The sequence below is a fragment of the Kitasatospora sp. NPDC048540 genome, assembly GCF_040651175.1.
In the GTDB taxonomy this organism is placed as follows: Bacteria; Actinomycetota; Actinomycetes; order Streptomycetales; family Streptomycetaceae; genus Kitasatospora.
Window position 1 is genome coordinate 1 of sequence record NZ_JBEZIR010000016.1, and the last position, 26,005, is coordinate 26,005.

Annotated in this window: 22 protein-coding genes; 11 read left to right on the forward strand and 11 right to left on the reverse strand. The window is 74.8% G+C overall.

Going from position 1 to position 26,005, the window contains the following annotated elements:
* Positions 1-116: 116 nt before the first annotated feature.
* Complete coding sequence (locus AB0D08_RS09280; RefSeq protein WP_051812398.1) at positions 117-635, reverse strand: hypothetical protein; 519 nt, start codon at positions 633-635, stop codon at positions 117-119.
* A 102-nt stretch (positions 636-737) separates the two neighbouring features.
* A complete protein-coding gene (locus AB0D08_RS09285; protein ID WP_233289026.1) occupies positions 738-2,231 on the reverse strand; it encodes an MFS transporter in 1,494 nt (497 codons plus the stop codon).
* 361 nt (positions 2,232-2,592) lie between these two features.
* Here AB0D08_RS09285 and AB0D08_RS09290 point away from each other — a divergent pair, with 361 nt between their 5' ends.
* Both AB0D08_RS09290 and AB0D08_RS09295 read left to right on the forward strand, forming a co-directional pair.
* Positions 2,593-3,474, forward strand: coding sequence for a DUF3027 domain-containing protein (locus tag AB0D08_RS09290; protein ID WP_033820443.1), 882 nt, complete (start codon positions 2,593-2,595; stop codon positions 3,472-3,474).
* A gap of 263 nt (positions 3,475-3,737) precedes the next feature.
* Positions 3,738-7,028: a molecular chaperone Hsp90 gene (locus AB0D08_RS09295; protein ID WP_359887253.1), complete on the forward strand. Its 3,291-nt coding sequence runs from the start codon at positions 3,738-3,740 to the stop codon at positions 7,026-7,028.
* On the opposite strand, the gene AB0D08_RS09300 is transcribed toward AB0D08_RS09295, so the two are convergent.
* From AB0D08_RS09300 to AB0D08_RS09310, 3 genes are all read right to left on the reverse strand, one after another.
* The gene (locus AB0D08_RS09300) at positions 6,992-7,273 is read right to left on the reverse strand and encodes a hypothetical protein (protein WP_033820444.1); all 282 of its coding nucleotides are present in this window, start codon (positions 7,271-7,273) and stop codon (positions 6,992-6,994) included. The two genes, AB0D08_RS09295 and AB0D08_RS09300, sit on opposite strands and share 37 nt — an antisense overlap.
* A 12-nt stretch (positions 7,274-7,285) precedes the next feature.
* Entirely contained in the window at positions 7,286-9,859 is a 2,574-nt protein-coding gene (locus AB0D08_RS09305) for an HAD-IC family P-type ATPase (RefSeq protein WP_359887256.1), read from the reverse strand.
* 78 nt (positions 9,860-9,937) lie between these two features.
* A complete protein-coding gene (locus tag AB0D08_RS09310; protein WP_359887259.1) occupies positions 9,938-10,249 on the reverse strand; it encodes a DUF2530 domain-containing protein in 312 nt (103 codons plus the stop codon).
* A 253-nt stretch (positions 10,250-10,502) separates the two neighbouring features.
* On the opposite strand from AB0D08_RS09310, the gene AB0D08_RS09315 reads away from it, so the two are divergent.
* Positions 10,503-11,969, forward strand: a complete 1,467-nt coding sequence (locus AB0D08_RS09315; RefSeq protein ID WP_359887262.1) for an NCS2 family permease — start codon at positions 10,503-10,505, stop codon at positions 11,967-11,969.
* 79 nt (positions 11,970-12,048) lie between these two features.
* Here AB0D08_RS09315 and AB0D08_RS09320 read toward each other — a convergent pair whose 3' ends face one another.
* Entirely contained in the window at positions 12,049-12,450 is a 402-nt protein-coding gene (locus tag AB0D08_RS09320; RefSeq protein WP_051811571.1) for a DUF5994 family protein, read from the reverse strand.
* 271 nt (positions 12,451-12,721) lie between these two features.
* Between AB0D08_RS09320 and AB0D08_RS09325 the strand changes: the two genes are divergently transcribed.
* The 3 genes from AB0D08_RS09325 (at position 12,722) to AB0D08_RS09335 (ending at position 15,644) form a co-directional block, all read left to right on the forward strand.
* On the forward strand, positions 12,722-13,150 hold the full coding sequence (locus AB0D08_RS09325) for a CBS domain-containing protein (RefSeq protein ID WP_033817866.1): 429 nt from the start codon (positions 12,722-12,724) through the stop codon (positions 13,148-13,150).
* A 52-nt stretch (positions 13,151-13,202) separates the two neighbouring features.
* On the forward strand, positions 13,203-13,748 hold the full coding sequence (locus AB0D08_RS09330; protein ID WP_033817865.1) for a DUF1707 and FHA domain-containing protein: 546 nt from the start codon (positions 13,203-13,205) through the stop codon (positions 13,746-13,748).
* A gap of 135 nt (positions 13,749-13,883) precedes the next feature.
* The gene (locus AB0D08_RS09335; protein ID WP_051811569.1) at positions 13,884-15,644 is read left to right on the forward strand and encodes a hydrogenase maturation protein; all 1,761 of its coding nucleotides are present in this window, start codon (positions 13,884-13,886) and stop codon (positions 15,642-15,644) included.
* On the opposite strand, the gene AB0D08_RS09340 is transcribed toward AB0D08_RS09335, so the two are convergent.
* The gene (locus AB0D08_RS09340) at positions 15,598-15,966 is read right to left on the reverse strand and encodes a VOC family protein (protein WP_359887267.1); all 369 of its coding nucleotides are present in this window, start codon (positions 15,964-15,966) and stop codon (positions 15,598-15,600) included. The genes AB0D08_RS09335 and AB0D08_RS09340 overlap by 47 nt on opposite strands.
* 174 nt (positions 15,967-16,140) lie before the next feature.
* On the opposite strand from AB0D08_RS09340, the gene AB0D08_RS09345 reads away from it, so the two are divergent.
* A complete protein-coding gene (locus AB0D08_RS09345) occupies positions 16,141-16,575 on the forward strand; it encodes a MarR family transcriptional regulator (protein WP_033817863.1) in 435 nt (144 codons plus the stop codon).
* Positions 16,576-16,973: 398 nt separating this feature from the next.
* The gene (locus AB0D08_RS09350) at positions 16,974-18,251 is read left to right on the forward strand and encodes an MFS transporter (protein WP_033817870.1); all 1,278 of its coding nucleotides are present in this window, start codon (positions 16,974-16,976) and stop codon (positions 18,249-18,251) included.
* Positions 18,252-18,303: 52 nt separating this feature from the next.
* Here AB0D08_RS09350 and AB0D08_RS09355 read toward each other — a convergent pair whose 3' ends face one another.
* Positions 18,304-18,819 carry a GNAT family N-acetyltransferase gene (locus tag AB0D08_RS09355; RefSeq protein WP_082526168.1) on the reverse strand — a complete coding sequence of 172 codons (516 nt, stop codon included), beginning with the start codon at positions 18,817-18,819 and terminating at the stop codon, positions 18,304-18,306.
* 81 nt (positions 18,820-18,900) lie between these two features.
* Here AB0D08_RS09355 and thpR point away from each other — a divergent pair, with 81 nt between their 5' ends.
* Complete coding sequence (thpR, locus tag AB0D08_RS09360; protein WP_033817862.1) at positions 18,901-19,494, forward strand: RNA 2',3'-cyclic phosphodiesterase; 594 nt, start codon at positions 18,901-18,903, stop codon at positions 19,492-19,494.
* Between the two features lie 27 nt (positions 19,495-19,521).
* Here the strand turns inward: thpR and AB0D08_RS09365 are convergent, their stop codons facing one another.
* On the reverse strand, positions 19,522-21,288 hold the full coding sequence (locus tag AB0D08_RS09365; RefSeq protein WP_359887270.1) for a beta-galactosidase family protein: 1,767 nt from the start codon (positions 21,286-21,288) through the stop codon (positions 19,522-19,524).
* Between the two features lie 104 nt (positions 21,289-21,392).
* Between AB0D08_RS09365 and AB0D08_RS09370 the strand changes: the two genes are divergently transcribed.
* Positions 21,393-22,304 carry an AraC family transcriptional regulator gene (locus AB0D08_RS09370; protein WP_063794259.1) on the forward strand — a complete coding sequence of 304 codons (912 nt, stop codon included), beginning with the start codon at positions 21,393-21,395 and terminating at the stop codon, positions 22,302-22,304.
* A 185-nt stretch (positions 22,305-22,489) separates the two neighbouring features.
* Here AB0D08_RS09370 and serC read toward each other — a convergent pair whose 3' ends face one another.
* Positions 22,490-23,608: a phosphoserine transaminase gene (serC, locus tag AB0D08_RS09375; protein WP_033817860.1), complete on the reverse strand. Its 1,119-nt coding sequence runs from the start codon at positions 23,606-23,608 to the stop codon at positions 22,490-22,492.
* A 155-nt stretch (positions 23,609-23,763) separates the two neighbouring features.
* Positions 23,764-24,864, reverse strand: a complete 1,101-nt coding sequence (locus tag AB0D08_RS09380; protein WP_033817859.1) for a citrate synthase 2 — start codon at positions 24,862-24,864, stop codon at positions 23,764-23,766.
* Between the two features lie 402 nt (positions 24,865-25,266).
* Between AB0D08_RS09380 and pdxH the strand changes: the two genes are divergently transcribed.
* Positions 25,267-25,890, forward strand: coding sequence for a pyridoxamine 5'-phosphate oxidase (pdxH, locus tag AB0D08_RS09385; protein ID WP_149037886.1), 624 nt, complete (start codon positions 25,267-25,269; stop codon positions 25,888-25,890).
* Positions 25,891-26,005 lie beyond the last annotated feature (115 nt).

Below are 26,005 nucleotides of genomic sequence, written 5' to 3' on the forward strand. Positions count from 1 at the left end.
CGGCAGCCCGCGCAGCACCGCCTCGGCCTCGGCGGGCACCGCGACCACGACGAGCAGCCCGGCCTGCGAGGGGCCGGGCTGCTCGTCGGTGCCGCGCACGCTCATCGCGGGACCGGTCAGTCCTTGGTGTTCAGGGTGAAGTACCAGACGCCGTAGATGTCGTTGGTCTTCTGGTCGGCCTCGACCACGGTGACCGTGGTGGTGCCGGTGGTGCTCAGCAGGGTGGAGGCGAGCACCGACCCGGAGAAGGTCGAACCCTTGACCTCCTGCGCGATCGGGGCCTGGCCCTGCTGGCCGCCGTCGGTGAAGGCGAACCAGCCGCGGTCGGCGGTGTCGGTGTCGACGCCGACGCCGATCCGGTCGCTGGCGCGCACGTCCGAGGAGGTCAGCTTCTTGTCCTGGCCGGCCTTCCGGCCGTCCGCCTGGCACTTCTCGATCTGGTCCTGGTCCAGCGGCTTGCCGTTGTTGTAGCAGAGCGGGGCGCTGCGGACCGAGGAGGTGCCGACCACGAGGGTCGCCTCGCGCTTCGGGGGCTTGCCCTCGCTGTTGGCGTACGCGATGGACCCGCCGACCGTGCCGGCGCCGATCACGACGACGGCGCCGACGGCGGCGATGACACGGGTGCTGAGGCTCATGGGCAAGAGGCTACCGGGCTTTCGCGATCACGGTGCGCCCGGGTGCCCGAGTCGCGGCGCCCGCCCCACGGGCGGCCGATCCGCACCCGCCGCGCACCCGGCTCAGGCCACCCGCGGGCGGGCCGCGGGCCCGCGCAGGCCGACCCTGGTCAGCGACCAGATGGTCAGCACCAGCGCCAGACAGGTCACCCCCGCGGCCAGCGACAGCCCGAGCACCGCGTTCAGCGGCAGCGAGATGCCGATCACCCCGCCCAGCACCCAGGACAGCTGCAGCAGCGTCTCCGAGCGGGCGAACGCCGAGGTCCGCACCGCCTCCGGGACGTCCCGCTGGATCAGCGCGTCCAGCGCCAGCTTCCCCAGCGAGGCCGACATGCCTGCCGTCGCCGCCACCAGCGCCATGGTCAGCAGCCCGTACCAGAGCGCCGCGCAGGTGGTGGCCGCCGTCGCCAGCAGCAGCACCCCGGTGATGATCACCTCGGAGCCGCGGGTGCGCAGCCAGGACCCGAACACCGAACCCAGCGCGTTGCCCACCCCGGCCGCTGCCGCCACCACGCCCAGGGTCGCGGTCTCCGGCAGCCCGCCCGGCGGGTCGTTGCGGATCAGGAACGCCAGGAACATCACCAGGAAACCCACCAGCCAGCGCAGCGCCGACACCCCGCGCAGCGCCAGGATCACCGACGGCCCGACCGCCCGCAGCACACCCTTGGCCGGCGCTGGACCGTGCTCCTCGGAGTGCAGCACCGCCCGCTGCTCGCCCTTGGCGGAGTCCACCTTGTGCGGCAGGTGGAAGGCCATCAGGGTGCCGATCACGAACACCAGGAACGCCCCGCGCAGCGGCCACCCCGGCCCGATCAGGTGCAGCGCCCCGCCGACCCCGGCCGCCACCATGGTCGCCAGCAGCCCCGCCAGCGTCACCCGCGAGTTCGCCTTCACCAGCGACAACTGCGGCGGCAGCAGCCGCGGCACCACCACGCTGCGCACCACGCCGTACGCCTTCGAGGCGACCAGCACCCCCAGTGCCTCCGGGTACAGCGCCAGCCCGCCGGTGCTGATCGTGCCGGCCATCGTCCAGGCCAGCACCGCCCGCGCCAGCATCGACATCGCCATCGCGGAGCGGCGGCCGTGCGGCAGCCGGTCCAGCAGCGGGCCGATCACCGGCGCCAGCAAGGCGAACGGCGCCATCGTGATCAGCAGGTAGAGCGCGACCCGCCCGCGCGCCTCACCGGTCGGCACCGAGAAGAAGATGGTGGACGCCAGCGCGATGGTGATCAGCATGTCGCCGAACGAGTTCAGCGCGTGCAGCTCGATCAGCTTGGCCAGCCCCGACTCGCCCGCGCCCTCCGCGGACGTCGCCCGGCGGATCCGCCGACCGGTGCCGTGCACCACCCGGCCGGTCCTGGCACCCGCCGCCGACGCGCCCCGGGTCAGGGCGTTCCCGCCGCGCGCGGGCTGCGCCGACCCGTCCTCCGGCCCGGGCGGCGGCTGCGCCGCGCCGGCCGGCGGGACCGTCGGCTGCCGCGGCATGGTGTCCGCCTCCGCGTGGTCCTCGCCCTGCGGGGAGTGCGGCCCGTGCTGCGACGGGGTCTCGTCCGTCACACCGTCATCCTGCCCGAGAACGGCCCGGCCTACGAGTGATTGGGCCTTGCGTACGGATGGCGAGTCGCCGACCGGACGGTGTCCGGTGCCCCGCCCGGGCCGCGCCGGTGCCCCGGGCTGTGCTCCGCGGCCGACCGACGGGTAGCCTGCACTACGGCGCGTGCCGGGCCGTGAGCAGGGGAGGGCCAGGGCGGCGCGGCCCGTCCCGGCGGTCTACCCGGTTCGAGCAGAATGGACACCGTGATCCGGCGGACCGATGCCCGCCGGCAGCACTGCGGGCACCGCTCGGGCGGGGCGGTGAGCCGGATATCGACCGCAGGAACGACAGGACTGGGAGAGAATCGACGCCGTGAGCGCTGCGATGCGAAGCCGTACCCCGGACCGGCTCTGTGCCGAGGCCGTCGAAATCGCCCGTCAGGCCGCCGAGGAGGCGGTCGGCCCCGAGAGCGTGGGCGCCCACCTCGGGGTGCAGGCGGACGGCGACCGTGTCGTCACCCACACCTTCGAGTGCCTGGACGCCGCCTACCGCGGCTGGCACTGGGCCGTGACCGTGGCGCGGGCGCCACGGGCCAAGAACGTCACCCTCGACGAGACCGTCCTGCTGCCCGGCCAGGACGCCGTGCTGGCCCCCGAGTGGGTGCCGTGGAGCGAGCGGCTGCGCCCCGGCGACCTCGGCCCCGGCGACCTGCTGCCGACCGGCGCCGACGACCTGCGCCTGGAGCCCGGCTGGACCGGCGAGGACGAGCCCGCCCCCAACTCCGTGGTGGCCCTGGCCGCCGAGGAGGACGTGGTGGTGGCCGACGCCGACGTCCAGCCCGCCCCCGCCCGGGCCCGGATCGGCGCCATCGCCGAGGAGCTGGGCCTGGCCCGCCCCCGGGTGCTGTCCCGGCTCGGCCTGCACCTGGCCGCCGACCGCTGGGAGTCCGCGTTCGGCCCGCAGACGCCGATGGCCCAGGCGGCCCCGGCGTCCTGCACCAGCTGCGGCTTCCTGGTCCCGATCGGCGGCTCGCTCGGCCAGGCGTTCGGCGTCTGCGGCAACGAGTTCGGCCCGGCCGACGGCCAGGTCGTCTCCCTCGGGTACGGCTGCGGAGCGCACTCCGAGGCCGCCGTGCTGCCCGCCCCGCCGGTCCCCTCCGAGCTGATCCTGGACGAGACCGTCGTCGAGCCGCTGCAGCTGCGCCCGGACCGCACCGGCGGCTCGGTCGAGCCCGACGCCCCCGCCGAGGAGCTCGGCCACTCCTGAGCGCAGGACCGGCCCCCGGGGCCGGCCGGTCGGCCGAACAGGCCCCGCTCCGGCGGGGTCTGCCGGTGGACCGGCTCGGGTGCCGGCCGGGCGCACCCCGCTCCACCACCGGTTCCGCCACGGTCCCGCCCGGCCCGCCCCACGGCCCGCCCCACCCCGGCGACCGTCCGCCGCGGCACGACCACCCGTGGTCCGCGGTGACGGTCCGGCAGGGAAGAATGCGTCCGTACGCACGGCAGCTCGGCGGAAGGCGGCAGGTCGCGGTGGAGTCTCGGATCATCGGCAGTGGTACGGACGGACAGGCGGCGGACGTGTTCGACACGGCCGGACTGCGACGGCGGGTCCTGGACGCCTGGGCGGCCGCGCCCGCCCGGTTCCGCGAGGACGCCAACGCGGAGGAGGAACTGGCCCTCGGCGGCTACCGCGACCGGCTGGTCGTCGAACTCGCCCAGAACGCCGCCGACGCCGCCGCCCGCGCCGGCCACGGCCCCGGCCGCTTCCGGCTGACCCTGCACGAGGGCGTGCTCGCCGCCGCCAACACCGGCGCCCCGCTGGACGCCACCGCCGTCGAGTCGCTGTCCACCCTGCGCGCCTCCGCCAAGCGCGCCGACGGCCAGGACGCGGTCGGACGGTTCGGCGTCGGCTTCTCCGCCGTCCTCGCCGTCAGCGACGAACCCGCCGTGCTCGGCGCCCACGGCGGTGTCCGCTGGTCGCTCACCGAGGCGCACGCGCTCGCCGACGCCCGCCCCGAACTGGCCGGGGAACTGCGCCGCCGCGAGGGCCACGTCCCGCTGCTGCGCCTGCCGCTGCCCGCCGAGGGCGCCGCCCCCGACGGCTACGACACCGTGGTGGTGCTGCCGCTGCGCGACGCCGCCGCCGAGGACCTCACCCGCCGGCTGCTCGCCGAGATCGACGACGCCCTGCTGCTCACCCTGCCCGGCCTCGCCGAGATCGTGGTCGAGACCCCGGACGGCGTGCGCACCCTGACCCGCTCCGCCGCCACCGCACGGCCGGACGGCCTGACCGAGGTCACCATCACCGACGGCGACCGGCAGGCCCGCTGGCAGCTGGTCGCCCGCTCCGGCGGCCTCGACCCCGCGCTGCTCGCCGACCGCACCACCGAGGAGCGCGCCCGCCCGTACTGGTCGGTGACCTGGGCCGTGCCGGTCACCGCCGACGGCACCCCGCAGCCGCCCCGCACCACCCCCGTGGTGCACGCCCCGACCCCCAGCGACGAGCCGCTCGGCGTCCCCGCGCTGCTGATCGCCGGGTACCCGCTGGACTCCACCCGCCGCCACGTCGCCCCCGGGCCGCTCACCGACTTCCTCACCGAACGCGCCGCCGACGCCTACGCCGACCTGCTGCGCGGCCGCGGCGCCGACCTCGGCTCGCTCGGCCTGGTCCCCGGCCCGCTCGGCCAGGGCGCCCTGGACAACGCGCTGCGCACCGCGATCCTGCAGCGGCTGCCCGCCACCCCGTTCCTGCCGCACCCCGGCGCCGTCGAGGAGGGCACCGCGGCGCTGCGCCCGCGCGACGCCACCCTGCTGGAGGGTGCCGACCACCTGGTGGTCGAGGCGCTCGCCCCGATCTTCCCCGGCCTGCTGCCGGCCGGGCTGGAGCGCCGCAGCGAGCTGCGCGCCCTCGCCGTGCGCCGGGTGCCGCTGGCCGAGGTGGTCGACCAGCTCGGCGGCCTGGACCGCGAGCCCGCCTGGTGGCGCAACCTGTACGCGGCGCTCGGCGGCGCCGACCCGGAGTCGCTCGGCGCGCTCCCCGTCCCGCTGGCCGACGGCCGGACCGTCACCGGTCCGCGCCGGGTGCTGCTGCCCTCCGACCCCGCCGAGTGGGCCGGGTACGAGGGCTACCCCGAGGCGCTCGCCGAGGCGCTGGAACTGCTCGACCTCCGCCTCGCCCACCCGGACGCGGCCCACCCGCTGCTGGCCAGGCTCGGCGCCGCCACCGCCACCCCCGCGGGCGTCCTGGACACCCCCGAGGTCCGGGCCGCGGTGGCCCGCTCGATGGAGGTCGGCGAGGACGACTTCGACGCCGCGGTCGACCTCGCCGACGCCGTGCTCGCCCTGGTCAAGGCCGCCGACACGACCCCCGGCGGCCACCCCTGGCTGGCCCGGCTCGCGCTGCCCGACGACGAGGGCGAGCTGACCCGGGCCGGCGAGCTGATCCTCCCCGACAGCCCGCTCGCCGCCCTCGCCCGCGAGGACGACGCCGGCTACGTGGACGACGACCTGCTGGAGCGCTGGGGCCCCGAGGTGCTGGCCGCCGCCGGGGTGCTCGCCACCTTCGCGCTGGTGCGCGCCGAGGACGTCGTGCTCGACCCCGACGACCTGGAGCGCCTGGACCCGACCGCCCCCGCCGGCCACGCCGCCGGCGGCCGCCCGACCGGTCTGCTGGACGAGGCCCCGGACGGGCTCGCCGAGTGGTGCGAGGACGTGCTGGAGGCCCTGCACTCCGACGACGCCGGTCTCGGTGTGCCACCGGTCGCCGCCGAGCTGCTCGCCGTCCGCGACCTCGACCTGGTCGACGACGCCGCCTGGCCCGAGGCGCTCGCCCTGCTGGCCCGCCCGCCCTACCGCGAGGCCGTGGTCAACCCGGTCCGCACCCTGCTGCCCGACGGCAGCTACACCGACCTGCCGCCGTACACCGCCTGGTGGCTGCGCGACCACCCGGTACTGGACGGCCGCGAGCCGGCCGGCCTGCGCGCGGCCGGCGCCGACCCGCTGCTGCGCGGCCTGTACGACGAGGCGCGCACCACCCTGGACGAGCAGTTCCTGCACGCCCTCGGGGTGCGCACCACGCTGGCCGCGCTGCTCGCCGAGCCGCACGGCCCGGACGAGCTGCTCGACCGCCTCACCGACCCCGCCTCCCAGGTCACCCACCGCCAGCTGCACGGCATCTACACCGCGCTGGCCCAGCTGCCGGCCGAGCAGGTGGAGGCGCTGGACGTGGTCCGGGCGCTCACCGCGCTGGACGAGGAGACCGGCCGGCGCGGGGACGCCACGGTGATCGTGGACGCCGCCGATGCGGTCGTCGGCGACGCCCCCGACCTGGTCGAACTCCTGCACGGCCACCCGGTCCTGCCGGTCGACCCCGCGTATGCCGCCGACCTCGCCGAGCGGCTGCACGTCTCGCTGGCCAGCGAGGTGGCCGGCGGCCGGGTGCTCTCCGAGGGCACCCTGCACCGGGTGCCCGCGGTCGTCCGCGAGCTGCTGCCCGGCTGCCCCGCCGGGTACGAGGAGCACGAGGAGCTGCTGGTGGTCGGCCCGGACGGCGAGGAGGCCGCCGTGCACTGGCGCTGGGACACCGCGGCCCCGGCGCCCGAGCTGCCCTACGACCCCGAGGACGCCGAAGCGGCCGACGAGGACGACGAGTTCGACGTGCCGCCGGTCCCCGGGCTGCTGCATGCCGCCACCCCCGAGGGCCTGGCGGCGGGCCTCGCCTGGTCGGTCGGCCAGTGGCACCGCCGGTTCGAGGTCCTCGCCGCGCTCACCGAGCCCGACCGGGCCTACGAGCTGCTGGCCGCCCGCGACTTCGAATCCTGACGCTCCTTCAACTGCCGTAGCGAGGACAGGTCCCTGGCCTGCCTCGCGGCCTCCGGGGCCCGCAGTGCGCGGTACACCAGTACCGCGCACCCGGCCCCGGCGGCCGACAGCACGAGCAGCACCCCGCGGTGCGGCAGGCCGGCCAGCCGGGCCGCGCCGCGCAGGGCGAGCCAGAGCGCCAGTGCGGCCGTCCCGCCCGCCCCGAAGGCGATGAACGCCTCCAACTCCCCGCCCCTGCGTGCCACCCCGGCCCCCGTTCAGGCGTCCGTCCGGCGGACCACCACCCGCCAGACCACTTCCAGCAGCAGGCCCGCCACCACCGCGATACCTACCCCGATCCAGGCGTCACGCGTCCCTTCCAGGGACAGCTGGAAGAAGTCCGAGAGCCACGGCACCACCATTACGAGGGCGAACGCCCCGCCCATCACCCCGATCAGCAGCAACCGCCACCAGGTGTACGGGCGCGCCACGATCGCCAGCACCCACATCGCCACCAGGAACAGCGTCAGCGTCGCCACACTGGTGTCCGCCTTCAGATCACTCGTGTGGTCGGCCCGCGCCAGCATGTACGCCGTGAAGGTCGCGGTACCCGCGATCACCCCGCCCGGCACCGCCAGGCGCAGCACCCGCCGCACGAAGCCGGTCCTGGCCCGCTCGTTGTTCGGCGCCAGCGCCAGGAAGAACGCGGGCACCCCGATGGTCAGCGTGGAGAGCACCGTCGAGTGCCGCGGCAGGAACGGGTACGGCACGTTGGTGAACACCACCAGCAGCGCCAGCAGCACCGAGTACACCGTCTTGACCAGGAACAGGGTGGCCACCCGCTCGATGTTGCCGATCACCCGGCGGCCCTCCGCCACCACCGACGGCAGCGTGGCGAACCGGTCGTCCAGCAGCACGATCTGCGCCACCGCCCGGGTCGCGTCGGAGCCGGTGCCCATCGCCACCCCGATGTCGGCGTCCTTCAGCGCCAGCACGTCGTTGACACCGTCACCGGTCATCGCCACGGTGTGGCCGCGCGACTGCATCGCCCCGACCAGCTCCCGCTTCTGCTGCGGTGTCACCCGCCCGAACACCGAGGTCCGCTCGGCGACCTCGGCCAGCTCCTCCTGCCCCGCGGGCAGGGTCCGGGCGTCCACCGGGTGCTCGGCGCCGGGCAGGCTCAGGTGCGCGGCCACCGCGCCCACCGAGACGGCGCTGTCACCGGAGATCACCTTCGCCCGCACCTGCTGGCCCTCGAAGTAGCGCAGGGTGTCCGCCGCGTCGTCGCGCAGCCGCTGCTGCAGCACCAGCAGCGCCAGCGGTTCCAGGGCGGCCGCCGGATCCGGTCCGTCCAGCGCGGACGGGGTGCGGCCCAGCAGCAGCACCCGCAGGCCCTTGGCGCCCAGCTCGTCCACCTCGGCCAGCACCGGGTCCCCGGCCGGCAGCAGGACGTCCGGCGCGCCCAGCAGCCAGCTCGCCTCGGTCCCCTGCGGTTCCAGCAGCTGCACCCCGCTCCACTTGCGGGCCGAGGAGAACGGCATCGCCTCCAGCACCCGCCAGCCGCCGTCCCCGGGCGGGCCGTACGCGTCGATCACCGCCTGCATGCTGGGGTTCGGCCGGGAGTCGGCCCCGCCCATCGCGCCCAGCGCCTGCTGCAGCACCGCCGGCTCCTCGCCCGGCTCCCCGTCCGCCCGGCGCAGCGCCCGCAGCTCGATCACGTCCATCCCGCCCTCGGTCAGCGTGCCGGTCTTGTCCAGGCAGACCGTGTCCACCCGGGCCAGCCCCTCGATCGCCGGCAGCTCCTGGACCAGGCACTGCCGGCGGCCGAGCCGGATCACCCCGATCGCGAACGCCACCGAGGTCAGCAGCACCAGCCCTTCCGGCACCATCGGGACGATCCCCGCCACCATCCGGCGCACCGCCTCCCGCCAGTCGTTGCCCTCCACCGCCAGCTGGCTGACGACCAGCCCGATCGCGGTCGGGATCAGCAGGTAGGTGATGAACCGCAGGATGTCGTTGATCCCGCTGCGCAGCTCGGAGCGGACCAGCGTGAACCGGCTGGCCTCCTCGGCCAGCTGCGCCGCGTACGCCTCGCGCCCGACCTTGGTGGCGGTGAACGCGCCCGCGCCGGCCACCACGAAGCTGCCGGACATCACCTCGTCGCCGGGGTGCTTGAGCACCGGGTCGGGCTCGCCGGTGAGCAGCGACTCGTCGATCTCCAGACCGTCCGCCTCGGCCACCCGGCCGTCCACCACCACCTTGTCGCCGATGCCGAGCAGCACGGTGTCGTCGATCACGATCCCGGAGGTCGGCACCGTCCGGGCGGCGCCGTCGCGCCGGACCTGCGGCTTGGCCTCGCCGATCAGCGCCAGGCTGTCCAGGGTCTTCTTGGCGCGCAGCTCCTGGACGATGCCGATCGCCGTGTTGGCGACGATGACCAGGCCGAACAGGCCGTCCTGGATCGGTCCGACCACCAGGATGATCCCGAACATCACGCCGATGATCGCGTTGAACCGGGTGAAGATATTGGCCCGGACGATCTCCCGGGTGGAGCGGCTGGAGCGGACCGGGACGTCGTTCACCTGGCCGCGGGCCACCCGCTCGGCGACCTCGGCCTCCGTCAGCCCCGGGGCCCGGGCCGGCCGCGGCCCGGTCGCGTGCGCGCCGGGCAGCTGCGGACCGGACGCCTGCGGACCGGACGCCGGGGAGTCCGGCAGGCCGGGGCCGTCGGGGTCGGGCAGGTCCGCGCCGGGCGTGGCCATCGCGGCCGACCGGGCGGCCGGTGAGGCGCTCCCGGCAGCGGACCCGGGGTCGGACCCGGCATCGGAGTGGTCTTCCCCGGGGTGCGTCATGGCACCGACTCTAGGGGGGTGATTTGCCCGTTGCGCCCCACTGTGGGGCGATTCGGGCCAACCGGGTGGCGGCCCGGCTCAGCCGTGGTTGTCCCCGGGGGCGGCCGCGCTCGTCCCGGCCGGGCCGGCCCCTTCCGTCCCCTCGGCCGCCGCGCGGCTGCGCCGGATGGCGTTGCGCCGCGAGATGCAGTACCAGAGGCCGATCAGGCCCAGCAGGCCGCCGGACAGGCAGATCCAGGGCCACGAGCCGTGGCCGTGGTCGGAGAGCGTGCCCTGGAACGGCAGCAGCACCACGAAGCCGAGGAACCACAACACCGTGCCGCCGCCGACGATCGCGACGTCGTTGGCCTCCAGCGGCGGAGGGGAGGGGTGCAGCGGGGTCTTCGGCATGCGCCCTAGCGTACGGGTGAGGCGTGGGGGCACGGCAGAGGCGGGGGGTGCCGTGGCGACCGGGTGCGACCGTAAGGGGTCTCTTCTACGCGCGAAGATGGCGCGTGCACGATCCGGGAACTCATACTTGGGACTCCGGGTCGGCTCCCGGCGGGTCGCCTTCCAGGCGCGAGCGCCAAGGCCCCCGGCCCACCCGGCCGACGTCGCTCGGGTGCCCCCTCCTCCTCCGCCCCCACCCGACGAGGACACCCGAATGCCTCCGCTGGCCGACTCGACCGAAGCGTCGGACGCCACGCCCGCCCCGAAGGCGCCGCACCACCAGACCGGCCCCCTCGACCGTTTCTTCAAGATCTCCGACCGTGGCTCCAGCCTGTCGCGCGAGATCCGCGGCGGCGTCGCCACCTTCTTCACCATGGCCTACATCCTGGTGCTGAACCCGATCATCCTGGCCAACGCCGTGGACATGAACGGGACCCACCTGGACAGCGCCCAGCTGGTCACCGCGACCGCGCTCACCGCCGGACTCACCACCCTGCTGATGGGCGTGATCGGCAACGTCCCGATCGGCCTGGCCGCCGGCCTCGGCGTCAACACCATCGTGGCGCTGCAGCTCGCCCCCCGGATGACCTGGCCCGACGCCATGGGCATGGTCGTCCTGGCCGGCTTCGCGATCATGATCCTGGTCGCCACCGGGCTGCGCGAACGGGTCATGAACGCCGTACCGCTCGGGCTGCGCAAGGCCATCGCCATCGGCATCGGCCTGTTCATCTGCCTGGTCGGCCTGGTCGACTCCGGCTTCGTCAGCCGCATCCCGGACGCCGCCCACACCACCGTCCCGCTGCAGCTCGGCAGCAACGGCCACCTGCTGGGCTGGCCGGTCCTGGTCTTCGTGCTCGGGCTGCTGCTCACCCTCGTCCTGCTGATCCGCAAGGTGCCCGGCGCGATCCTGATCAGCATCGTCGTGATGACCGGCGTCGCGGTGGTCATCCAGCAGCTCGCCGACCTGCCCGGCGCCGCCTGGGGCCTCACCGTCCCGGCCTGGCCCGGCAACCCGGTGGCCGCGCCCGACTTCGGCCTGGTCGGCCAGGTCAGCCTGCTCGGCGGCTTCTCCCACGTCGGTGCGCTGACCGGGGTGCTGTTCGTCTTCACCGTGCTGATGTCGTGCTTCTTCGACGCGATGGGCACCATCCTCGGCGTCGCCGACGAGGCCCACCTGCTGGACGAGAAGGGCGACCTGCCCGGCATCAACCGGATCCTGATGGTCGACGGTATCGCCACCGCGGCCGGCGGCGTCACCTCCTCCTCCGCCAACACCTGCTTCGTCGAGTCCACGGCCGGCGTCGGCGAGGGCGCCCGCACCGGCTTCGCCTCGATCGTCACGGGCGCGCTCTTCCTGGTCGCGCTCTTCCTCACCCCGCTCGCCACCATGGTCCCCGCCCAGGCGGCCACCCCGGCGCTGGTCACGGTCGGCTTCCTGATCCTGGCCAACTCCATCACGGAGATCGACTGGACGGACTACACGATCGCCGTCCCGGCCTTCCTGACCATGGTGATGATGCCCTTCTCGTACTCCATCACCAACGGAATCGGCATCGGCTTCATCACCTTCTGCATCCTGCGGGCCGCCGCCGGCCGCTGGCGCAGCGTCCCGGTCGCGATGTACGTGGTCGCGGCGGTCTTCGCCTTCTACTACATGCTCCCGGCCCTCGGCCTGGACTGACCGCCCGGCCGCCCGGCCGCACGGTACGGGCCCGCCCCCGCCTGCCGGGGGCGGGCCCGCCGCGTCGCGGGCCCGCCGGTCAGGCCGGTCGGCCCGGGGCCAGCAGCTCGGCGGCCGTGGCGCGGTTGCCGGAGCCGGCGGCGCGGGACATGGCGGTGGCGGCCAGCAGCGGGTCGGTGTCCGGGGGGACGACCAGCAGGACGAACTGGTCCTGCAGCCCGCGGGTGAGGCTCATGGTGTCGCCGCTGGCGGAGAAACGGGCGATCCGGACCTCCAGGCCGTGGACCTGGACCGAGCGGGGGACGGTGTCCCAGGCCGAGGTGTCCAGACCGACCCTCAGGATGTGGCCGTAGTGCGCGGACAGGGCCGTGATCAGGTCCGGCAGTTCGTCCTCGATGTGCAGGGTGCGGGGCCACCAGGCGCCGTCGAACATGCCGTCCCGGGAGAGCGTGGTCTCCAGGGCCAGGCGGGGGAGGAGCATCGGGAACGTCGGGGGCTGCTTCGGCAACACGGGTGCCGCCCGTCCCGGCCCGCGCGCGGGCCGACTGTCCGACCAGGGTGACACCGGCGTGGTCGCCGGAGGGGATACGTCCTTGGTAGCTCCCAACGGTACTCCGCGTGCGTGCACCCGCGGAGTACCGTTGACGGTGTCCAGGGCACTTCGCCATCCGGTCACCCATCTCCGGGGCGTTCTGGGTGAGTGACAACGCCGGGCAGGTGTACGGCCGGCCCGGGGGCAGGTTCGGTGCCTCATGACCACCCTGACCACCCTGACCGCTCCGCCGGTACCCGGCAGCCCGGCTGCCACCGTCCGCGACGCGATGACCGACCCCGAGTTCCAGATCGCCGACGACACGGCCGTCGACCGGGTCGGCGAGATCCTGCGCGGGGCGCACGTCCCGTACCTGGTGCTGCGTGACCACGACGGCCGCTGCTCGGGCGTGGTGACCAGGGCCCAGCTCGCGCCCTTCCTCGCGGTCGCCCGGTCCGCGCGGACCGTCCCGGTCCGGGAGGTCGCCCATGACATCGGGCCGTACGCCTGGCCGGAGTTGGGGATCGGGCTGGCCGCCGTGGCGATGGAGGTGAGGTCGCTGCAGGTGTGGCCGGTGGTCGACGACGACGGGTACCTGCTCGGGGTGCTCACCCCGGACGGGCTCCGGCGCGGTCCGTACCCGCGGTAGCCGCCGGGACGGAATCTGGACAGGGCCAGGTCGGCGCGCCGACAATCTGTCCATGACCTCTCTCGAGTTCCGCACCCAGGTGGCCCGGCCGTCGCAGGCCGACCGCGACCGGGCGCTGGACGTGCTGCGGGAGGGGGTCGGCAGCGGGCAGCTCTCCCACGACACCTTCATCCGCCGGATGGAGCTGGTGCTCACCGCCAAGAGCCGGGCCGAACTGGCCACCGTGGTGGCCGATCTGCGAACCTACGGCCGGGTGTCCAGGGCGCTGCTGCGCGCGGTCGCCGGGGTGTCGGCGTTCAAGGTCCGGCTGCGGCGCAGCTGGGAGACCGAGCAGCTGCCGGGGCTGTGCCTGCCGGGACCGGGCGCCGGTGTGCTGCGGATCGGCCGGCAGACCGGCTCCGACCTGCGGCTCGGGGACGCCTCGGTGTCCCGGGTCCACGCCGAACTTCGGCTGGAGCCGCAGGGCTGGGTGCTGCAGGACCTGGGGTCCAGCAACGGCACGTACGTCAACGGCCTGCGGGTGGCCGGCGCGGTGCTCGTCCGGGCGGGGGACCAGGTGAGGTTCGGGCGGCTCGCCTTCCAGTTGATCGGCCAGTGACGCGCTACGGTCCTGTTCCGGCCACCCCGGGCCGGAGTTCGTGACGACCCGTCACGGCCGGGTACCTCCGGCGGGGTCCGGTCCGCTCCGGCGCCGGGCGCGCCCGGTCCGGCCGCCGTGCCGCCGGAGGGCGCCGTGCGCATCCTGCTCCTCGCCAGCGCGTTCAACAGCCTGACCCAGCGCATCCACTGCGACCTGCGCGAGCGGGGCCACACCGTCGCCGTGGAGCTGATGCCCGGCGGGGAACCGCCGTCGGCGGCCGTCGAGCGCTTCGCCCCCGACCTGCTGGTGGCGCCGATGCTGACCTGCGCGGTGCCCGAGGACGTCTGGCGCCGCCACCCGGTGCTGATCGTCCACCCCGGGCCGCCCGGCGACCGCGGGCCCTCCTCGCTGGACTGGGCGATCGCCGACGGCGCCGCCGAGTGGGGCGTCACCGTGCTCCGGGCCACCGCCGAGCTGGACGGCGGCCCGGTCTGGGCCACCGTCCCGTTCACCGTACGGCCGTGCGGCAAGAGCGAGTTGTACCGCACCGAGGTCGCCGACGCGGCGTCCGGGGCCGTCGCGCTGGCGGTCGAACGCTGGGCCGGCGGCAGCTTCGTCCCCGCTCCGGGCGCGAGGGGGCCGATGCGTCCGTACCACGCGCAGGAGTTCCGGCGGATCGACTGGGCGGTGGACGGCACCGACGCGGTGCTGCGCAGGCTGCGCGCCGCGGACTCGCAACCCGGCGTGCTGGACACCCTGTTCGGCCGCGAGTACTACCTGCACGGCGGCCACCGGGAGGACCGGCTGCGCGGCGAGCCGGGCGCAGTCCTGGCGACCAGGGACGGCGCGGTGTGCCGGGCCACCGCCGACGGCGCGGTGTGGATCCCGCAGCTGCGCCCGCGGCGGGCACCGGGCGGCCCGGTGACGTACAAGCTGCCCGCGGCCCTGGTGCTGGGCGAAGCGCTGGCGGGGGTGCCCGAGGTGCCGGTGACCCCGGCCGCGGCGGCCTGCCGGGACACCTGGTCCGAGCTGCGCTACCGGGAGAAGGACGACGTCGGGTACCTCGAATTCGCCTTCCCCGGCGGGGCGATGAGCACCGGGCAGTGCGAGCGGCTGCTGGCGGCCCACCGGGCGGCCTGCGAGCGGCCGACCGCCGTCCTGGTGCTCGGACCGGTCCGGGACTTCTTCTCCAACGGCATCCACCTGAACGTGATCGAGGCCGCCGCGGATCCCGGTGAGGAGTCCTGGCGGAACATCAACGCGATGGACGACCTGGTCGAGGCGGTGCTGACCACCGAGAAGCCGACCGTCTCGGTGCTGGCCGGCAACGCGGCGGCCGGCGGCCTGATGCTCGCCATCGCCGCCGACGAGGTGTGGTGCCGGGCCTCGGCGGTGCTCAATCCGCACTACCGGCTGATGGGCCTGTACGGCTCCGAGTACTGGACCTGCACGCTGCCCCGCCGGGTCGGCGAGGAGCAGGCCCGGCGGCTGACCGGGGACGCGCTGCCGCTCGGCGCACCCGAGGCGGCCCGGCTGGGGCTGGTCGACCGGGTGCGGGACGACACCACCGCGGGGTTCCGGGCCTGGGTCGAACGCGAGGCGGCGGCGCTCGCCGCCTCGCCGGAGCTCACCGAGCGGCTGCTGGCGAAGAAGCAGCGGCGGGCGGCGCAGGAGCGGGAGCGTCCGCTGGCGGCGTACCGGGCGCACGAGCTGGACCGGATGCGGCGAGCCTTCTTCGAGCCGGGCGAGCCGTACCACGCGCTGCGGCGGGCGTTCGTGCACCGCACCCGCGGGGCCGGGACGCCGGAGCACCTGCGCGGACCGGTGCCCCGGGCGGGCGGGGCACCGGGGACCGGCGCGGCGGGGCTCAGCGGCGGCAGAGGCAGAACGGATGGCCGGCCGGGTCCAGCATGACGGTCCAGCTCTCGCTCGGCTGGTGGTCCGGCCGGACGGCGCCGAGTTCCTGGGCGCGGGCGACGGCCTGCTCCACGTCGTCGACGTAGAAGTCCAGGTGGAACTGCTTGCTGCCGTCCGGGTCCGGCCACGCGGCCGGGCGGTGGCCGTCGACCCGGCCGAAGCCGATCGGGGCGCCGCCCCGGGCCGGGTTGGCGAGCATCGTGTACTCGGGCTGGCTGTGGGCGAGCTCCCAGCCGAGCAGGGCGCCGTAGAACTCGGCGAGTTCGACCGGGTCGGCGCAGTCGATGTTGACCATGGCGAGGTCGGCGAATCCGGGCATGGCGCGTTCTCCCTAGCTGATCGATCAGGTGTTCGATAATCATGCCGCATCCGGGCCGTTCCGGGGGAGGGATGGGCGATGCCGCGGCGCGGGCGTGCCGACCGGCCGGCGCGCCGGCTGGGGCGGGTGGGAAACGGATTTTCCTTAGCGAGGGTAATGACATAGTCTAAGGACATGCCCGAGATGTCCGAGGACGACCTGGCGGCGATCAGCCAGCTGCGTTCGTCCGCGATGCGCCTTGCCCGCCGGCTGAGAAACCAGCGGGTCGAGGAGTCGTTGAGTCCCACCGAGATCGGGGTGCTGGGCACCCTCGGCCGGTGCGGCAGCGCCACCCCTGGCGAGCTCGCCAGGAAGGAGCACGTCCAGCCGCCGTCCATGACCAGGATCATCGCGATGCTGGAGGAGAAGGGACTGGTGCGGCGCGAACCGCACCCGGACGACCGCCGCCAGGTGGTCGTCAGCAGTACCGAGGAGGCCGAGGCGATGCTCGCCGAGAGCCGTCGGCGGCGCAACGCCTGGCTGGCCGAACTGGCCGGCGGGCTGACCGAGGAGGAGTGGGCGCAGCTGCGTGCGGCGGCGCCCGTGCTCTACAAGCTCGCCCACCTCTGAGCTGCCCGCTCCGGGCCCGCGGGCCCGGGACGGCACCGGACGACATCAGGCACGGCAACACGAAGGAGTACCGCATCACCGCAGGACCGATCAGGAAGACCAGTAGCGCGGCGGCGCACCTGCCCGCCGCCGCGCACCGAGGGGAGCACCACGTGACACCGCCGGCCGCAGCCAGCGCCGCCAGTCGTACCCACCACCGAGCCACCGACCCCGTGACGGCCACCGCCGCCACCGCCGAGAGCCAGGCGCCCGCCCCCGTGGGCCTGCCGGGCACCGGCGACGACGACCCCTGCGAACGCACCGCGGCGGCCTCCACCGCCGCGTCCGCCCCCGCGGGGGACAGCACCACCCGTACCACCGACGGCCCCACGGGGGCCCGCTTCACCCGGCCCGGCGGGATGTTCTCCTCGCTGCGGGTCCGTAACTACCGCTACTTCTTCGCCGGCCAGATCGTCTCCAACTCGGGGACCTGGATGCAGCGGATCGCCCAGGACTGGCTGGTGCTGAGCCTCACCGGCAGCCCGTTCGCGGTCGGTGTGACCACCGCGATGCAGTTCCTCCCGATGCTGCTGCTGGGCCTGTGGGGCGGCGTGCTCGCCGACCGGCTGCCCAAGCGGCGGCTGCTGATCCTGACCCAGGGCGTGATGGGCCTGCTGGCCGCCGGCCTCGCGGTGATGACCGTCACCGGCGCCGTGACCGAGTACTGGGTCTACCTGTTCGCGCTGCTGCTCGGCCTGGTCACCGTGGTCGACAACCCGACCCGGCAGGCCTTCGTCAGCGAGATGGTCGGACCCCGGGACCTGGCCAACGCGGTCAGCCTGAACGCCGCCAACTTCCAGTGCGCGCGCCTGGTCGGCCCGGCCGTCGCCGGTCTGCTGATCGCCGCCGTGGGCAGCGGCTGGGCGTTCGCGGTCAACGCGCTGTCCTTCGCCGCCGTGATCGGCGGACTGCTCGCGATGCGCACGGCCGAACTGCGGCCGACCGCGCCGATCGCCCGTGAGAAGGGCCAGCTGCGCGAGGGGCTGCGCTACGTGCGCGAGCGGCCCGAGCTGCTCTGGCCGATGGTGCTGGCCGGGTTCATCGGGACCTTCGGGTTCAACTTCCCGACCCTGCTGTCCGGCTTCGCCTACGGCACCTTCAAGGTCGGCCCCGGCGAGTACGGGCTGCTGAACACCGCGATGGCGGTCGGTTCGCTGGTCGGCGCGCTGCTGGCGGCCCGCCGCGGCTCGCCGCGGCTGCGCAGGCTGGTGGCGGCCGCGCTGGCGTTCGGCGTGCTGGAGGTGGCTGCCGCGTTCGCGCCCGGGTACTGGACCTTCGCCGCCCTGCTGACCCTGATCGGCGTGTTCGGGCTGACCTTCAACACCGCGGTCAACTCGGCCCTGCAGCTGGCCACCGACCCCGCGATGCGCGGCCGGGTGATGGGCCTGCTGGTGCTGGTCTTCACCGGCGGCACCCCGATCGGCGCACCGCTGGTCGGCTGGGTCACCTCCGCCTACGGGCCGCGGCTCGGCCTGCTCGCCTGCGGCGCGGTCTCCGCGCTGGCGGCGGCCGTGGTCGGCCTGGTGCTGGCCCGGGCCGCGGACCTGAAGGTGCGGGTCGACCTGCACCGGGGCAGCCGGGTGGTGGCCTTCGTGCCCCGCTCGGTGTCCAGGGACCAGCTGGCCACCGCGAGTTGAGCTCCGGCCGGGCCCCCGTCCGACCGGCGGGGGCCCGGCCGTCTCCCGGCCGTCAGACCCTGATCTCCAGGATCTGGCCCGGCCACGGCCCGCTGCTCTGCTCGACCTCGAAGGCGTCCGTGGCGGTGAAGCCGAGCCGCTCGTACTGGGCGACCAGCCGGCGGTCGTCCCCGGCGTAGCAGTCCACCCGCAGCAGGCCGAGGCCGCGGCGCCGGGTCTCCTCGACCGCGTCGGCGATCAGCGCGGCGCCGACGCCGGTGCCCTTGCGGCTCCGGTCGGTCACCAGCAGCCGGACGTACAGCTCGGGTCGGTCCACCGGGGTGGCGTACGAGGGGATCTCCTCGGCCAGCACGCAGACCCCGACCGTCCGGCCCTCGGTGTCCTCGGCGACCCGCAGCAGGTAGTCGCGCGCGTACCGCTCGGTGCGTTCGACGGCGGTCGGATGGCTGGTCCACGGCTGCTCGCCCCACTGGCCGGTGCGGCCGAGCGAGACCAGCCAGGCGACGGCGGAGTCGAGCAGGGCGAGGGTGTCGGCGGTGTCCTCGGGTCCTCCGGTTCTGATGTTCATGGGACAGTTCTAACCGCCACGGCCGGCCGCGCGCCGGGAAATCGGCAGGAGAGCGCCGTGCCCGGACGGCAGGATGGCGCCATGAGACTCTTCGTGGCGGTCAACCCGCCGGCGGCGGCGCTCCAGGAACTGGTGGACGCGGCCGCACCGTTGCACGAGCTGCCGGGCGCCGACCGGCTGCGCTGGAGCGAGGTGGCCGGCTGGCACCTCACGCTCGCCTTCCTGGGCGAGGTGCCGGCCGCCGAGGTGCCCCGGCTGGAGCCGCTGCTCGCCCGGGTCGCCGAGGAGCACGGCGCGCACCGGCTCCGGCTGGCCGGCGGCGGCACCTTCGGCGACCGGGTGCTGTGGGCCGGGGTGGCGGGCGAGGTGTGGGCGCTGCGGCGGCTGGCCGAGGGCGTGCGCGCCGTGCTGCCCGAGCTCGGGATCGAGTCGGACCAGCACGGCTTCCACCCGCACCTCACGCTGGCCCGGGCCGGCTCCTCGCACGGGCAGCGGCGGGCCGAACGGCGCTCGGCGGTGGGCGACCTGCACGCGATGGCCGGCGCGCTGGAGGAGTTCCGGGGCGCCGAGTGGGAGGCCGCCGAGCTGCACCTGATGCTCAGCGAGACCGGCTTCGGGCCCTCCCGCTACCGGAGCCTGTCCAGCTGGCCGCTGGCCCGCTGGGAGGCCGGCTGAGCGGCGCCGCGGCGCTCCCCCGGGGTGTCACCCCAGCTCGGGCGCCGTGCGCAGCTCCACCGCCGCCGGGGCGGCGTCGCCGAGCTCCAGCACCACCAGCTCGTTGGCGCCCTCGCGCAGCAGCGGCTGCGGACAGAAGAGCGTGACCTGCGGGCCGCCCGCGTCGTACCGGCCGAGCAGGAAGCCGTTCACCCACAGGTACCCGTGCAGGCCGCCGGGGACGGCGAGGAAGGCGTCCCCGGTGGTCTCCAGGGTCAGGGCGCCCCGGGCGAGCACCTCCGAGCCGGGCTCGCCGGGGCCGAACTCCGCCGCCGGCAGCGGCTCCAGGGCCAGCGGCTCGGCCCGGCAGCCGTGCAGGTACTGCCGCTCGAAGCGGACCCCGCCCGTGATGCCCTTGGTCTCGCCCAGCTGCGGGCCGTAGTTGACCCGGCCCAGCGACTCCACCAGCAGCTCCACCTCGCTGCCGCCCGCCACCTGCACCGGCTCCGCCGCGACGCCCCGGTACAGCTCCGCCACCCGCTTGCCGTCCACCCGCAGCGTCGCCCGGTCCCGCAGCCCCTCGACGCGCAGCCCGGCGGCCGACCCCGCGTCCGGTACCCGGAAGGTGTAGCGGACCAGGCCCTGCTCCAGGCCCAGCTCCTCCAGGGTCGGCGGCACCGGGTCCGGCACGGCCGGTCCGAACGGCAGCGCGGCGAACCCGGTCAGCGGCACCCGGCCCGGTGCCAGCACCGGCGGGAGCTCGGGGAAGGCGGGCGTCCGGTCGTCCAGGAAGCGTGCCTGGTCCGGGTGCTCGGCGGCGAACTCGGCCAGTACCGCCTGGAACAGCCGGTACTTCTCGGTCGGCGCACCCCGCTCGTCCAGCGGCGCGTCGTAGTCGTAGGAGGTGGTCACCGGCTGGAACGGCGAGCGGGTCCACTCGGTCGAGTTGAACGGCGCGTCCTGGTGGTTGGCCCCGGCGGTGGTGCCGAAGTTGGTCCCGCCGTGCGCCATGTAGAGGTTGACCGAGCCGCCGGCCGCCAGGATCCGGCGCAGCGTGTCGGCCGCGTCGGCGGCGTCCCGGGTGTGGTGCGGCTTGTCCCAGTGGTCGAACCAGCCGTTCCAGTACTCCATGCAGAACAGCGGGTCCTCGGGCCGGTGACGGCGCAGCGCCTCGAAACCGGCCTCCGGCTCGGAGCCGAAGTTGACGGTGGCCAGCACTCCGGGGAGCGTCCCGGCGGCCAGCATGTGGTCCTCCGGTCCGTCCGAGGTGAACAGCGGCACCGTGACGCCCCGGCGCAGCAGCCCGTCCGCCAGGTGCCGCAGGTAGCCGCGGTCGCTGCCGAAGGAGCCGTACTCGTTCTCCACCTGGACCAGCAGCACGTTGCCGCCCCGGTCCGCCTGGCGCTCCACCACGGCCGGCAGCAGCACGTCGAAGAAGGCGTCGACGGCGGCCAGGTAGCCCGGGTCGGCGGTCCTGGCCCGGCGGCCCACCCGGGCCGTCAGCCAGGCCGGCAGCCCGCCGTTGTCCCACTCCGCGCAGATGTACGGACCGGGCCGGACGATCGCCCACAGCCCCTGCCGGGCCGCCTCGTCCAGGAAGGCGGCCAGCTCCGGCAGCCGCTCGAAGCGGCCCTCGGCCGGCTCGTGCAGGTTCCACGGGACGTAGGTCTCGACGGTGTTCAGACCCATCGCGCGCAGCGCGGCCAGCCGGGCGGGCCACTGCTCGGGCCGGGTGCGGAAGTAGTGCACCGCCCCGGAGAGGATCCGCAGCGGGCGCCCGTCGAGGAGGAAGCCGGTGGAGTCGTAGGTGAGCATGCCCCCAGCCTGCGGCAACGACCCGGCCGGGACCATGGACAAAGCCCGGCGGCGTGTTGGATTGTCGGACGCACCCGGGCACTCCGGTGAGGGAGGGACGACAGGTGGAACGCTGGTGGCAGTACCTCACCCCGGGCCCGGCCCAGCTGCGCACCGGGCTGGCCTGCCTGGGCGTCGGCATGCAGCGCGGCCGGCTGCCCACGGTCGGGCCCCGCACCCTGGACCACTGGGTGGCGGTGGTGGTGACCCGCGGCCGCGGCTGGTTCGAGGAGCCGGACGGCACCCGCCGGCCGGTGACCGGGCCCGCGGTGCTGTGGCTGCGCCCCGGCGTCGCGCACCACTACGCGCCGGACGAGAGCGGCTGGTCCGAGTCGTTCGTGGACTTCACCGGGCCGGCCACCGCGGCCTACGCCGAGCTGGGTCTGCTGCCCGACGCCGCGGTGGTGCAGCTGGACGCCGCCGAGCCCGCCCAGCGGGTGCTGGCCAAGATCGCCGCGGCCTGCCGCCGCGACGGCCCGCCGGCCGGGGCGGAGGCCGCCGCCGGGGTGCACGAGCTGCTGGTGGAGCTGCACCGGCACCGGGCCGGCCTGGACCCGCAGGGCGCGCCGGTCCTGGAGGCGCTGCGCCGGGACGCCTGCCTGCCGCTGTCGGTGGCCGACCACGCCCGCCGGGCCCGGATGACGGTGGCGGAGCTGCGCCGGGCGGTGCGGGCGGTCGGCGCGGCCGGGCCGAAGGAGTACCTGCTGACCGTCCGGCTGAACCAGGCCAAGGAGCTGCTGGCGGCCGGCGGGCTGCCGGTGGCGGCGGTGGCCCGCCGGGTCGGCTACGCGGACCCGGCGTACTTCACCCGGCTGTTCACCCGGCGGGTGGGGGTGGCGCCGTCCGTCTTCCGGGCCCAGCAGTACCGCGGGGAGGAGCAGCTGCGGCCGGTCCCCGCGCAGGACCCGCAGCCCCGGCCAGCCGGTCCGTACGGCCCGGAGCGGGGTCGGGCCCGGGCGGCGCGGGCCACCGGGTAACCTCGATGACCGTGGACCCCAAGACTCGTATGCGGATCGTGACCGGCGCCCTGGTACTGCTGCTGGCCGTCGTGCTGGTCAGCTCGCTGGCCGGACGCTAGCCGCCGCACCCCCGACGCGGCGAGGGCCGCCACCCGTGTTCCGGGTGGCGGCCCTCGCGCTGTCCGGCCGGGGCCGGAGGTGGGTCAGAGCTGCCCGACCACGTGGTCGATGCAGGCGGTGAGGGCCTGGACGTCCGCCGGGTCGACGGCCGGGAACATCGCGATCCGCAGCTGGTTGCGGCCGAGCTTGCGGTAAGGCTCGGTGTCCACGATGCCGTTGGCGCGCAGCACCTTGGCGACGGCGGCCGCGTCGACGGAGTCGTCGAAGTCGATGGTGCCGACCACCTGCGAGCGCTCCTCGGCCTTGGCCACGAACGGCTGCGCGAAGGAGGACTTCTCGGCCCAGGTGTAGAGGATCGAGGAGGACTCCGCGGTGCGCGCCACCGCCCAGTCCAGGCCGCCGTTGCCGTTCAGCCACTCCAGCTGCTCGGCGAGCAGGAAGAGGGTGGAGATCGACGGGGTGTTGTACGTCTGGTCCTTCGAGGAGTTGTCGATCGCGGTCGGCAGGTCGAAGAACGGCGGGATGTACCGGCCGGAGGCGGCGATCTCGGCGGCGCGCTCCAGGGCGGCCGGGGAGAAGGTCGCCAGCCACAGGCCGCCCTCGGAGGCGAAGGACTTCTGCGGGGCGAAGTAGTAGACGTCGGTCTCGGTGAGGTCGACGGGCAGGCCGCCGGCGCCGGAGGTGGCGTCGACCAGGACCAGGGAGCCCTCGTCGGCGCCGGCCGGGCGGCGGATCGGCATCGCCACACCGGTCGAGGTCTCGTTGTGGGTGAGCGCGTAGACGTCCACCCCGGCCTCGGCGACCGGCAGCGGGTGGGTGCCCGGCTCGGACTTGATCACCGAGGGGTCGCCCAGCCAGGGGGCGGCCTTCACCGAGGAGGCGAACTTGGAGGAGAACTCGCCGAAGTTGAGGTGCTGGGACTTCTCGCGCACGAGCCCGAAGGCCGCGATGTCCCAGAACGCGGTGGAGCCGCCGTTGCCCAGTACCACCTGGTAGCCCTCGGGCAGCGAGAACAGGTCGGCGACGCCCTCACGGACGCGCTTGACCACGTTCTTGACCGGGGCCTGCCGGTGCGAGGTGCCCAGCAGAGAGGTACCGGTGGCCGCGAGGGCGCTCAGCGCCTCCGGGCGGACCTTGGAGGGGCCACAGCCGAAACGGCCGTCGGCGGGCTTGATGTCAGCGGGGATCTGGATCTGAGCCACAGCGGCAGCCTACTGCTCCGCGCAACGCCTGTGTGGCCTTCGTCCGCACGCTGAGATGTCGTCCTGCGTGTTCGAGCGGGCCCGGAGGGTGATTCCAGGCCCGCTCGATCGGGTGACGAGGCTTCAGCGGGTCGACGGCCCGGTGGGCCGCGGACTCAGGACGTCAGCGCGTCCCAGCCCTCGACCTCCTGCGGGCCGCGCGAGGCGGGGCCGATGTAGCGGGCGGCCGGGCGCACCAGGCGGCCGGTGCGCTTCTGCTCCAGGATGTGGGCGGACCAGCCGGCCGTCCGGGCGCAGGTGAACATCGAGGTGAACATGTGCGCCGGGACCTCGGCGAAGTCCAGCATGATCGCGGCCCAGAACTCCACGTTGGTGGCGAGCACGCGGTCGGGGCGGCGGTTGTGCAGCTCCTCCAGCGCGGCCTTCTCCAGCGCCTCGGCGATCTCGTAGCGCGGGGCGCCGAGCTCCTTGGCGGTGCGGCGAAGCACCCGGGCGCGGGGGTCCTCGGCGCGGTAGACGCGGTGGCCGAAGCCCATCAGGCGCTCGCCCTTGTCGAGGGCCTTCTTCACGTAGCCGGCCGCGTCGCCGGTGCGCTCGATCTCCTCGATCATGCCGAGCACCCGGGACGGGGCGCCGCCGTGCAGCGGGCCCGACATCGCGCCGACCGCGCCGGAGAGCGCGGCCGCCACGTCGGCGCCGGTGGAGGCGATGACGCGGGCGGTGAAGGTGGAGGCGTTCATGCCGTGCTCGGCGGCCGAGGTCCAGTACGCGTCGACGGCCTTGACGTGCTTGGGGTCGGGCTCGCCCCGCCAGCGGATCATGAACCGCTCGACGATGGTCTCGGCCTTGTCGATCTCGCTCTGCGGGACCATCGGCCGGCCCTGGCCGCGGGCCGACTGGGCCACGTACGACAGCGCCATCACGGCGGCCCGGGCGAGGTCGTCGCGGGCCTGCTCGGCGGAGATGTCGAGCAGCGGCTTGAGGCCCCAGACCGGGGCGAGCATCGCGAGGGCGGACTGCACGTCCACCCGGATGTCGCCGGAGTGGACCGGGATCGGGAACGGCTCGGCGGCCGGCAGACCGGGAGCGAACTTCCCGTCGACCAGCAGACCCCACACGTGCCCGAAGGAGACGTGACCCACGAGGTCCTCGATGTCCACACCGCGGTAGCGCAGGGCGCCGCCTTCACGGTCGGGTTCGGCGATCTCGCTCTCGAAGGCGACTACCCCTTCGAGCCCGGGTACGAAATCGGACATCAGACGGCTCCTTCAGTGATCCGATACGGCGCGTCGCCATGGTGGTGCGGCGCGCCGGTGACCGATGGTGGTTGGCACTCGGTGTCAGACTGTCAGGCACCCAGTGCATTGCGCCATACACCACCACGGTGATGTTTCCCCCACGGGCCGCGCCGACCCGGTCTCGCGGGTCCGACGTCATCGGCGGACAATCCGGGGATCGCCGGACATTCCCGGACAATCATCCCGTGCGGCGGGCGGTGGAGCGGTGGCGAGACACCTTATCTCCCACCCGGGTTTGCACAGACGTAGCGGTACCCGACGCTTGTCGTACGGGATGATGTTGGGGTGCCTACCGCGGAACGCCACCCGACAGCCCTGACCAAGTGCACCGAGACCCGGTCCGGTCCGGACCTGGCCGCGATGCGCCGGCAGTACCAGCACGACGGCCTGCTCGAGGACCGGATCGCCGCCGACCCGCTCACCCAGTTCACCGACTGGTTCCACGACGCGGCCGACGCCGGGGTGGACGAGCCCAACGCGATGGTGCTGTCCACCGCCGACGCCGCCGGGCGCCCCGGCTCGCGCACCGTCCTGCTCAAGGGCTTCGACCGGCGCGGCTTCGTCTTCTACACCAACTACGGCTCGCGCAAGGGCACGGACCTCGCCGCCAACCCGTACGCCTCGCTGCTCTTCCCGTGGATCACGCTGGCCCGCCAGGTGATCGTCGGCGGCCGGGTGGAGAAGGTCGGCCGGGACGAGACCGCCGCCTACTTCCGGACCCGGCCGCACGGCTCCCAGCTCGGCGCCTGGGCCAGCGAGCAGTCCAGCCCGGTGGCCGGCCGGGAGGTCCTGGAGCGCCGGTACGCCGATCTGGAGGCCCGCTACCCGGAGGGCGAGGGCGTGCCGGTGCCGCCGTTCTGGGGCGGCTACCGGGTGGTCCCGGAGACGGTGGAGTTCTGGCAGGGCCGGGAGAACCGGCTGCACGACCGGCTGCGCTACGTCGCCGACGGCGGCGGCTGGCGGGTGGAGCGCCTCTGCCCCTGAGGGGCCGGGGCCCTTGACCGGGGCCCTGTGAGGGGGCGGGCCGGCCCGTTCCGGGATCGCGGAGAGGCCGCCGAGGGGCCGCGGAGGGGCTGTCGGGGGGTCGCCGGGGGCGCTG

What these genes read in the sequence shown, in the direction of transcription:
- AB0D08_RS09280 (WP_051812398.1), bottom strand. Translation starts at nt 635, where the DNA reads ATGAGCCTCAGCACCCGTGTCATCGCCGCCGTCGGCGCCGTCGTCGTG.
- AB0D08_RS09290 (WP_033820443.1), top strand. Translation starts at nt 2,593, where the DNA reads ATGCGAAGCCGTACCCCGGACCGGCTCTGTGCCGAGGCCGTCGAAATC.
- AB0D08_RS09305 (WP_359887256.1), bottom strand. Translation starts at nt 9,859, where the DNA reads ATGACGCACCCCGGGGAAGACCACTCCGATGCCGGGTCCGACCCCGGG.
- AB0D08_RS09310 (WP_359887259.1), bottom strand. Translation starts at nt 10,249, where the DNA reads ATGCCGAAGACCCCGCTGCACCCCTCCCCTCCGCCGCTGGAGGCCAAC.
- AB0D08_RS09315 (WP_359887262.1), top strand. Translation starts at nt 10,503, where the DNA reads ATGCCTCCGCTGGCCGACTCGACCGAAGCGTCGGACGCCACGCCCGCC.
- AB0D08_RS09320 (WP_051811571.1), bottom strand. Translation starts at nt 12,450, where the DNA reads ATGCTCCTCCCCCGCCTGGCCCTGGAGACCACGCTCTCCCGGGACGGC.
- AB0D08_RS09325 (WP_033817866.1), top strand. Translation starts at nt 12,722, where the DNA reads ATGACCACCCTGACCACCCTGACCGCTCCGCCGGTACCCGGCAGCCCG.
- AB0D08_RS09330 (WP_033817865.1), top strand. Translation starts at nt 13,203, where the DNA reads ATGACCTCTCTCGAGTTCCGCACCCAGGTGGCCCGGCCGTCGCAGGCC.
- AB0D08_RS09340 (WP_359887267.1), bottom strand. Translation starts at nt 15,966, where the DNA reads ATGCCCGGATTCGCCGACCTCGCCATGGTCAACATCGACTGCGCCGAC.
- AB0D08_RS09345 (WP_033817863.1), top strand. Translation starts at nt 16,141, where the DNA reads ATGCCCGAGATGTCCGAGGACGACCTGGCGGCGATCAGCCAGCTGCGT.
- AB0D08_RS09350 (WP_033817870.1), top strand. Translation starts at nt 16,974, where the DNA reads ATGTTCTCCTCGCTGCGGGTCCGTAACTACCGCTACTTCTTCGCCGGC.
- AB0D08_RS09355 (WP_082526168.1), bottom strand. Translation starts at nt 18,819, where the DNA reads ATGAACATCAGAACCGGAGGACCCGAGGACACCGCCGACACCCTCGCC.
- thpR (WP_033817862.1), top strand. Translation starts at nt 18,901, where the DNA reads ATGAGACTCTTCGTGGCGGTCAACCCGCCGGCGGCGGCGCTCCAGGAA.
- AB0D08_RS09365 (WP_359887270.1), bottom strand. Translation starts at nt 21,288, where the DNA reads ATGCTCACCTACGACTCCACCGGCTTCCTCCTCGACGGGCGCCCGCTG.
- AB0D08_RS09380 (WP_033817859.1), bottom strand. Translation starts at nt 24,864, where the DNA reads ATGTCCGATTTCGTACCCGGGCTCGAAGGGGTAGTCGCCTTCGAGAGC.
- pdxH (WP_149037886.1), top strand. Translation starts at nt 25,267, where the DNA reads ATGCGCCGGCAGTACCAGCACGACGGCCTGCTCGAGGACCGGATCGCC.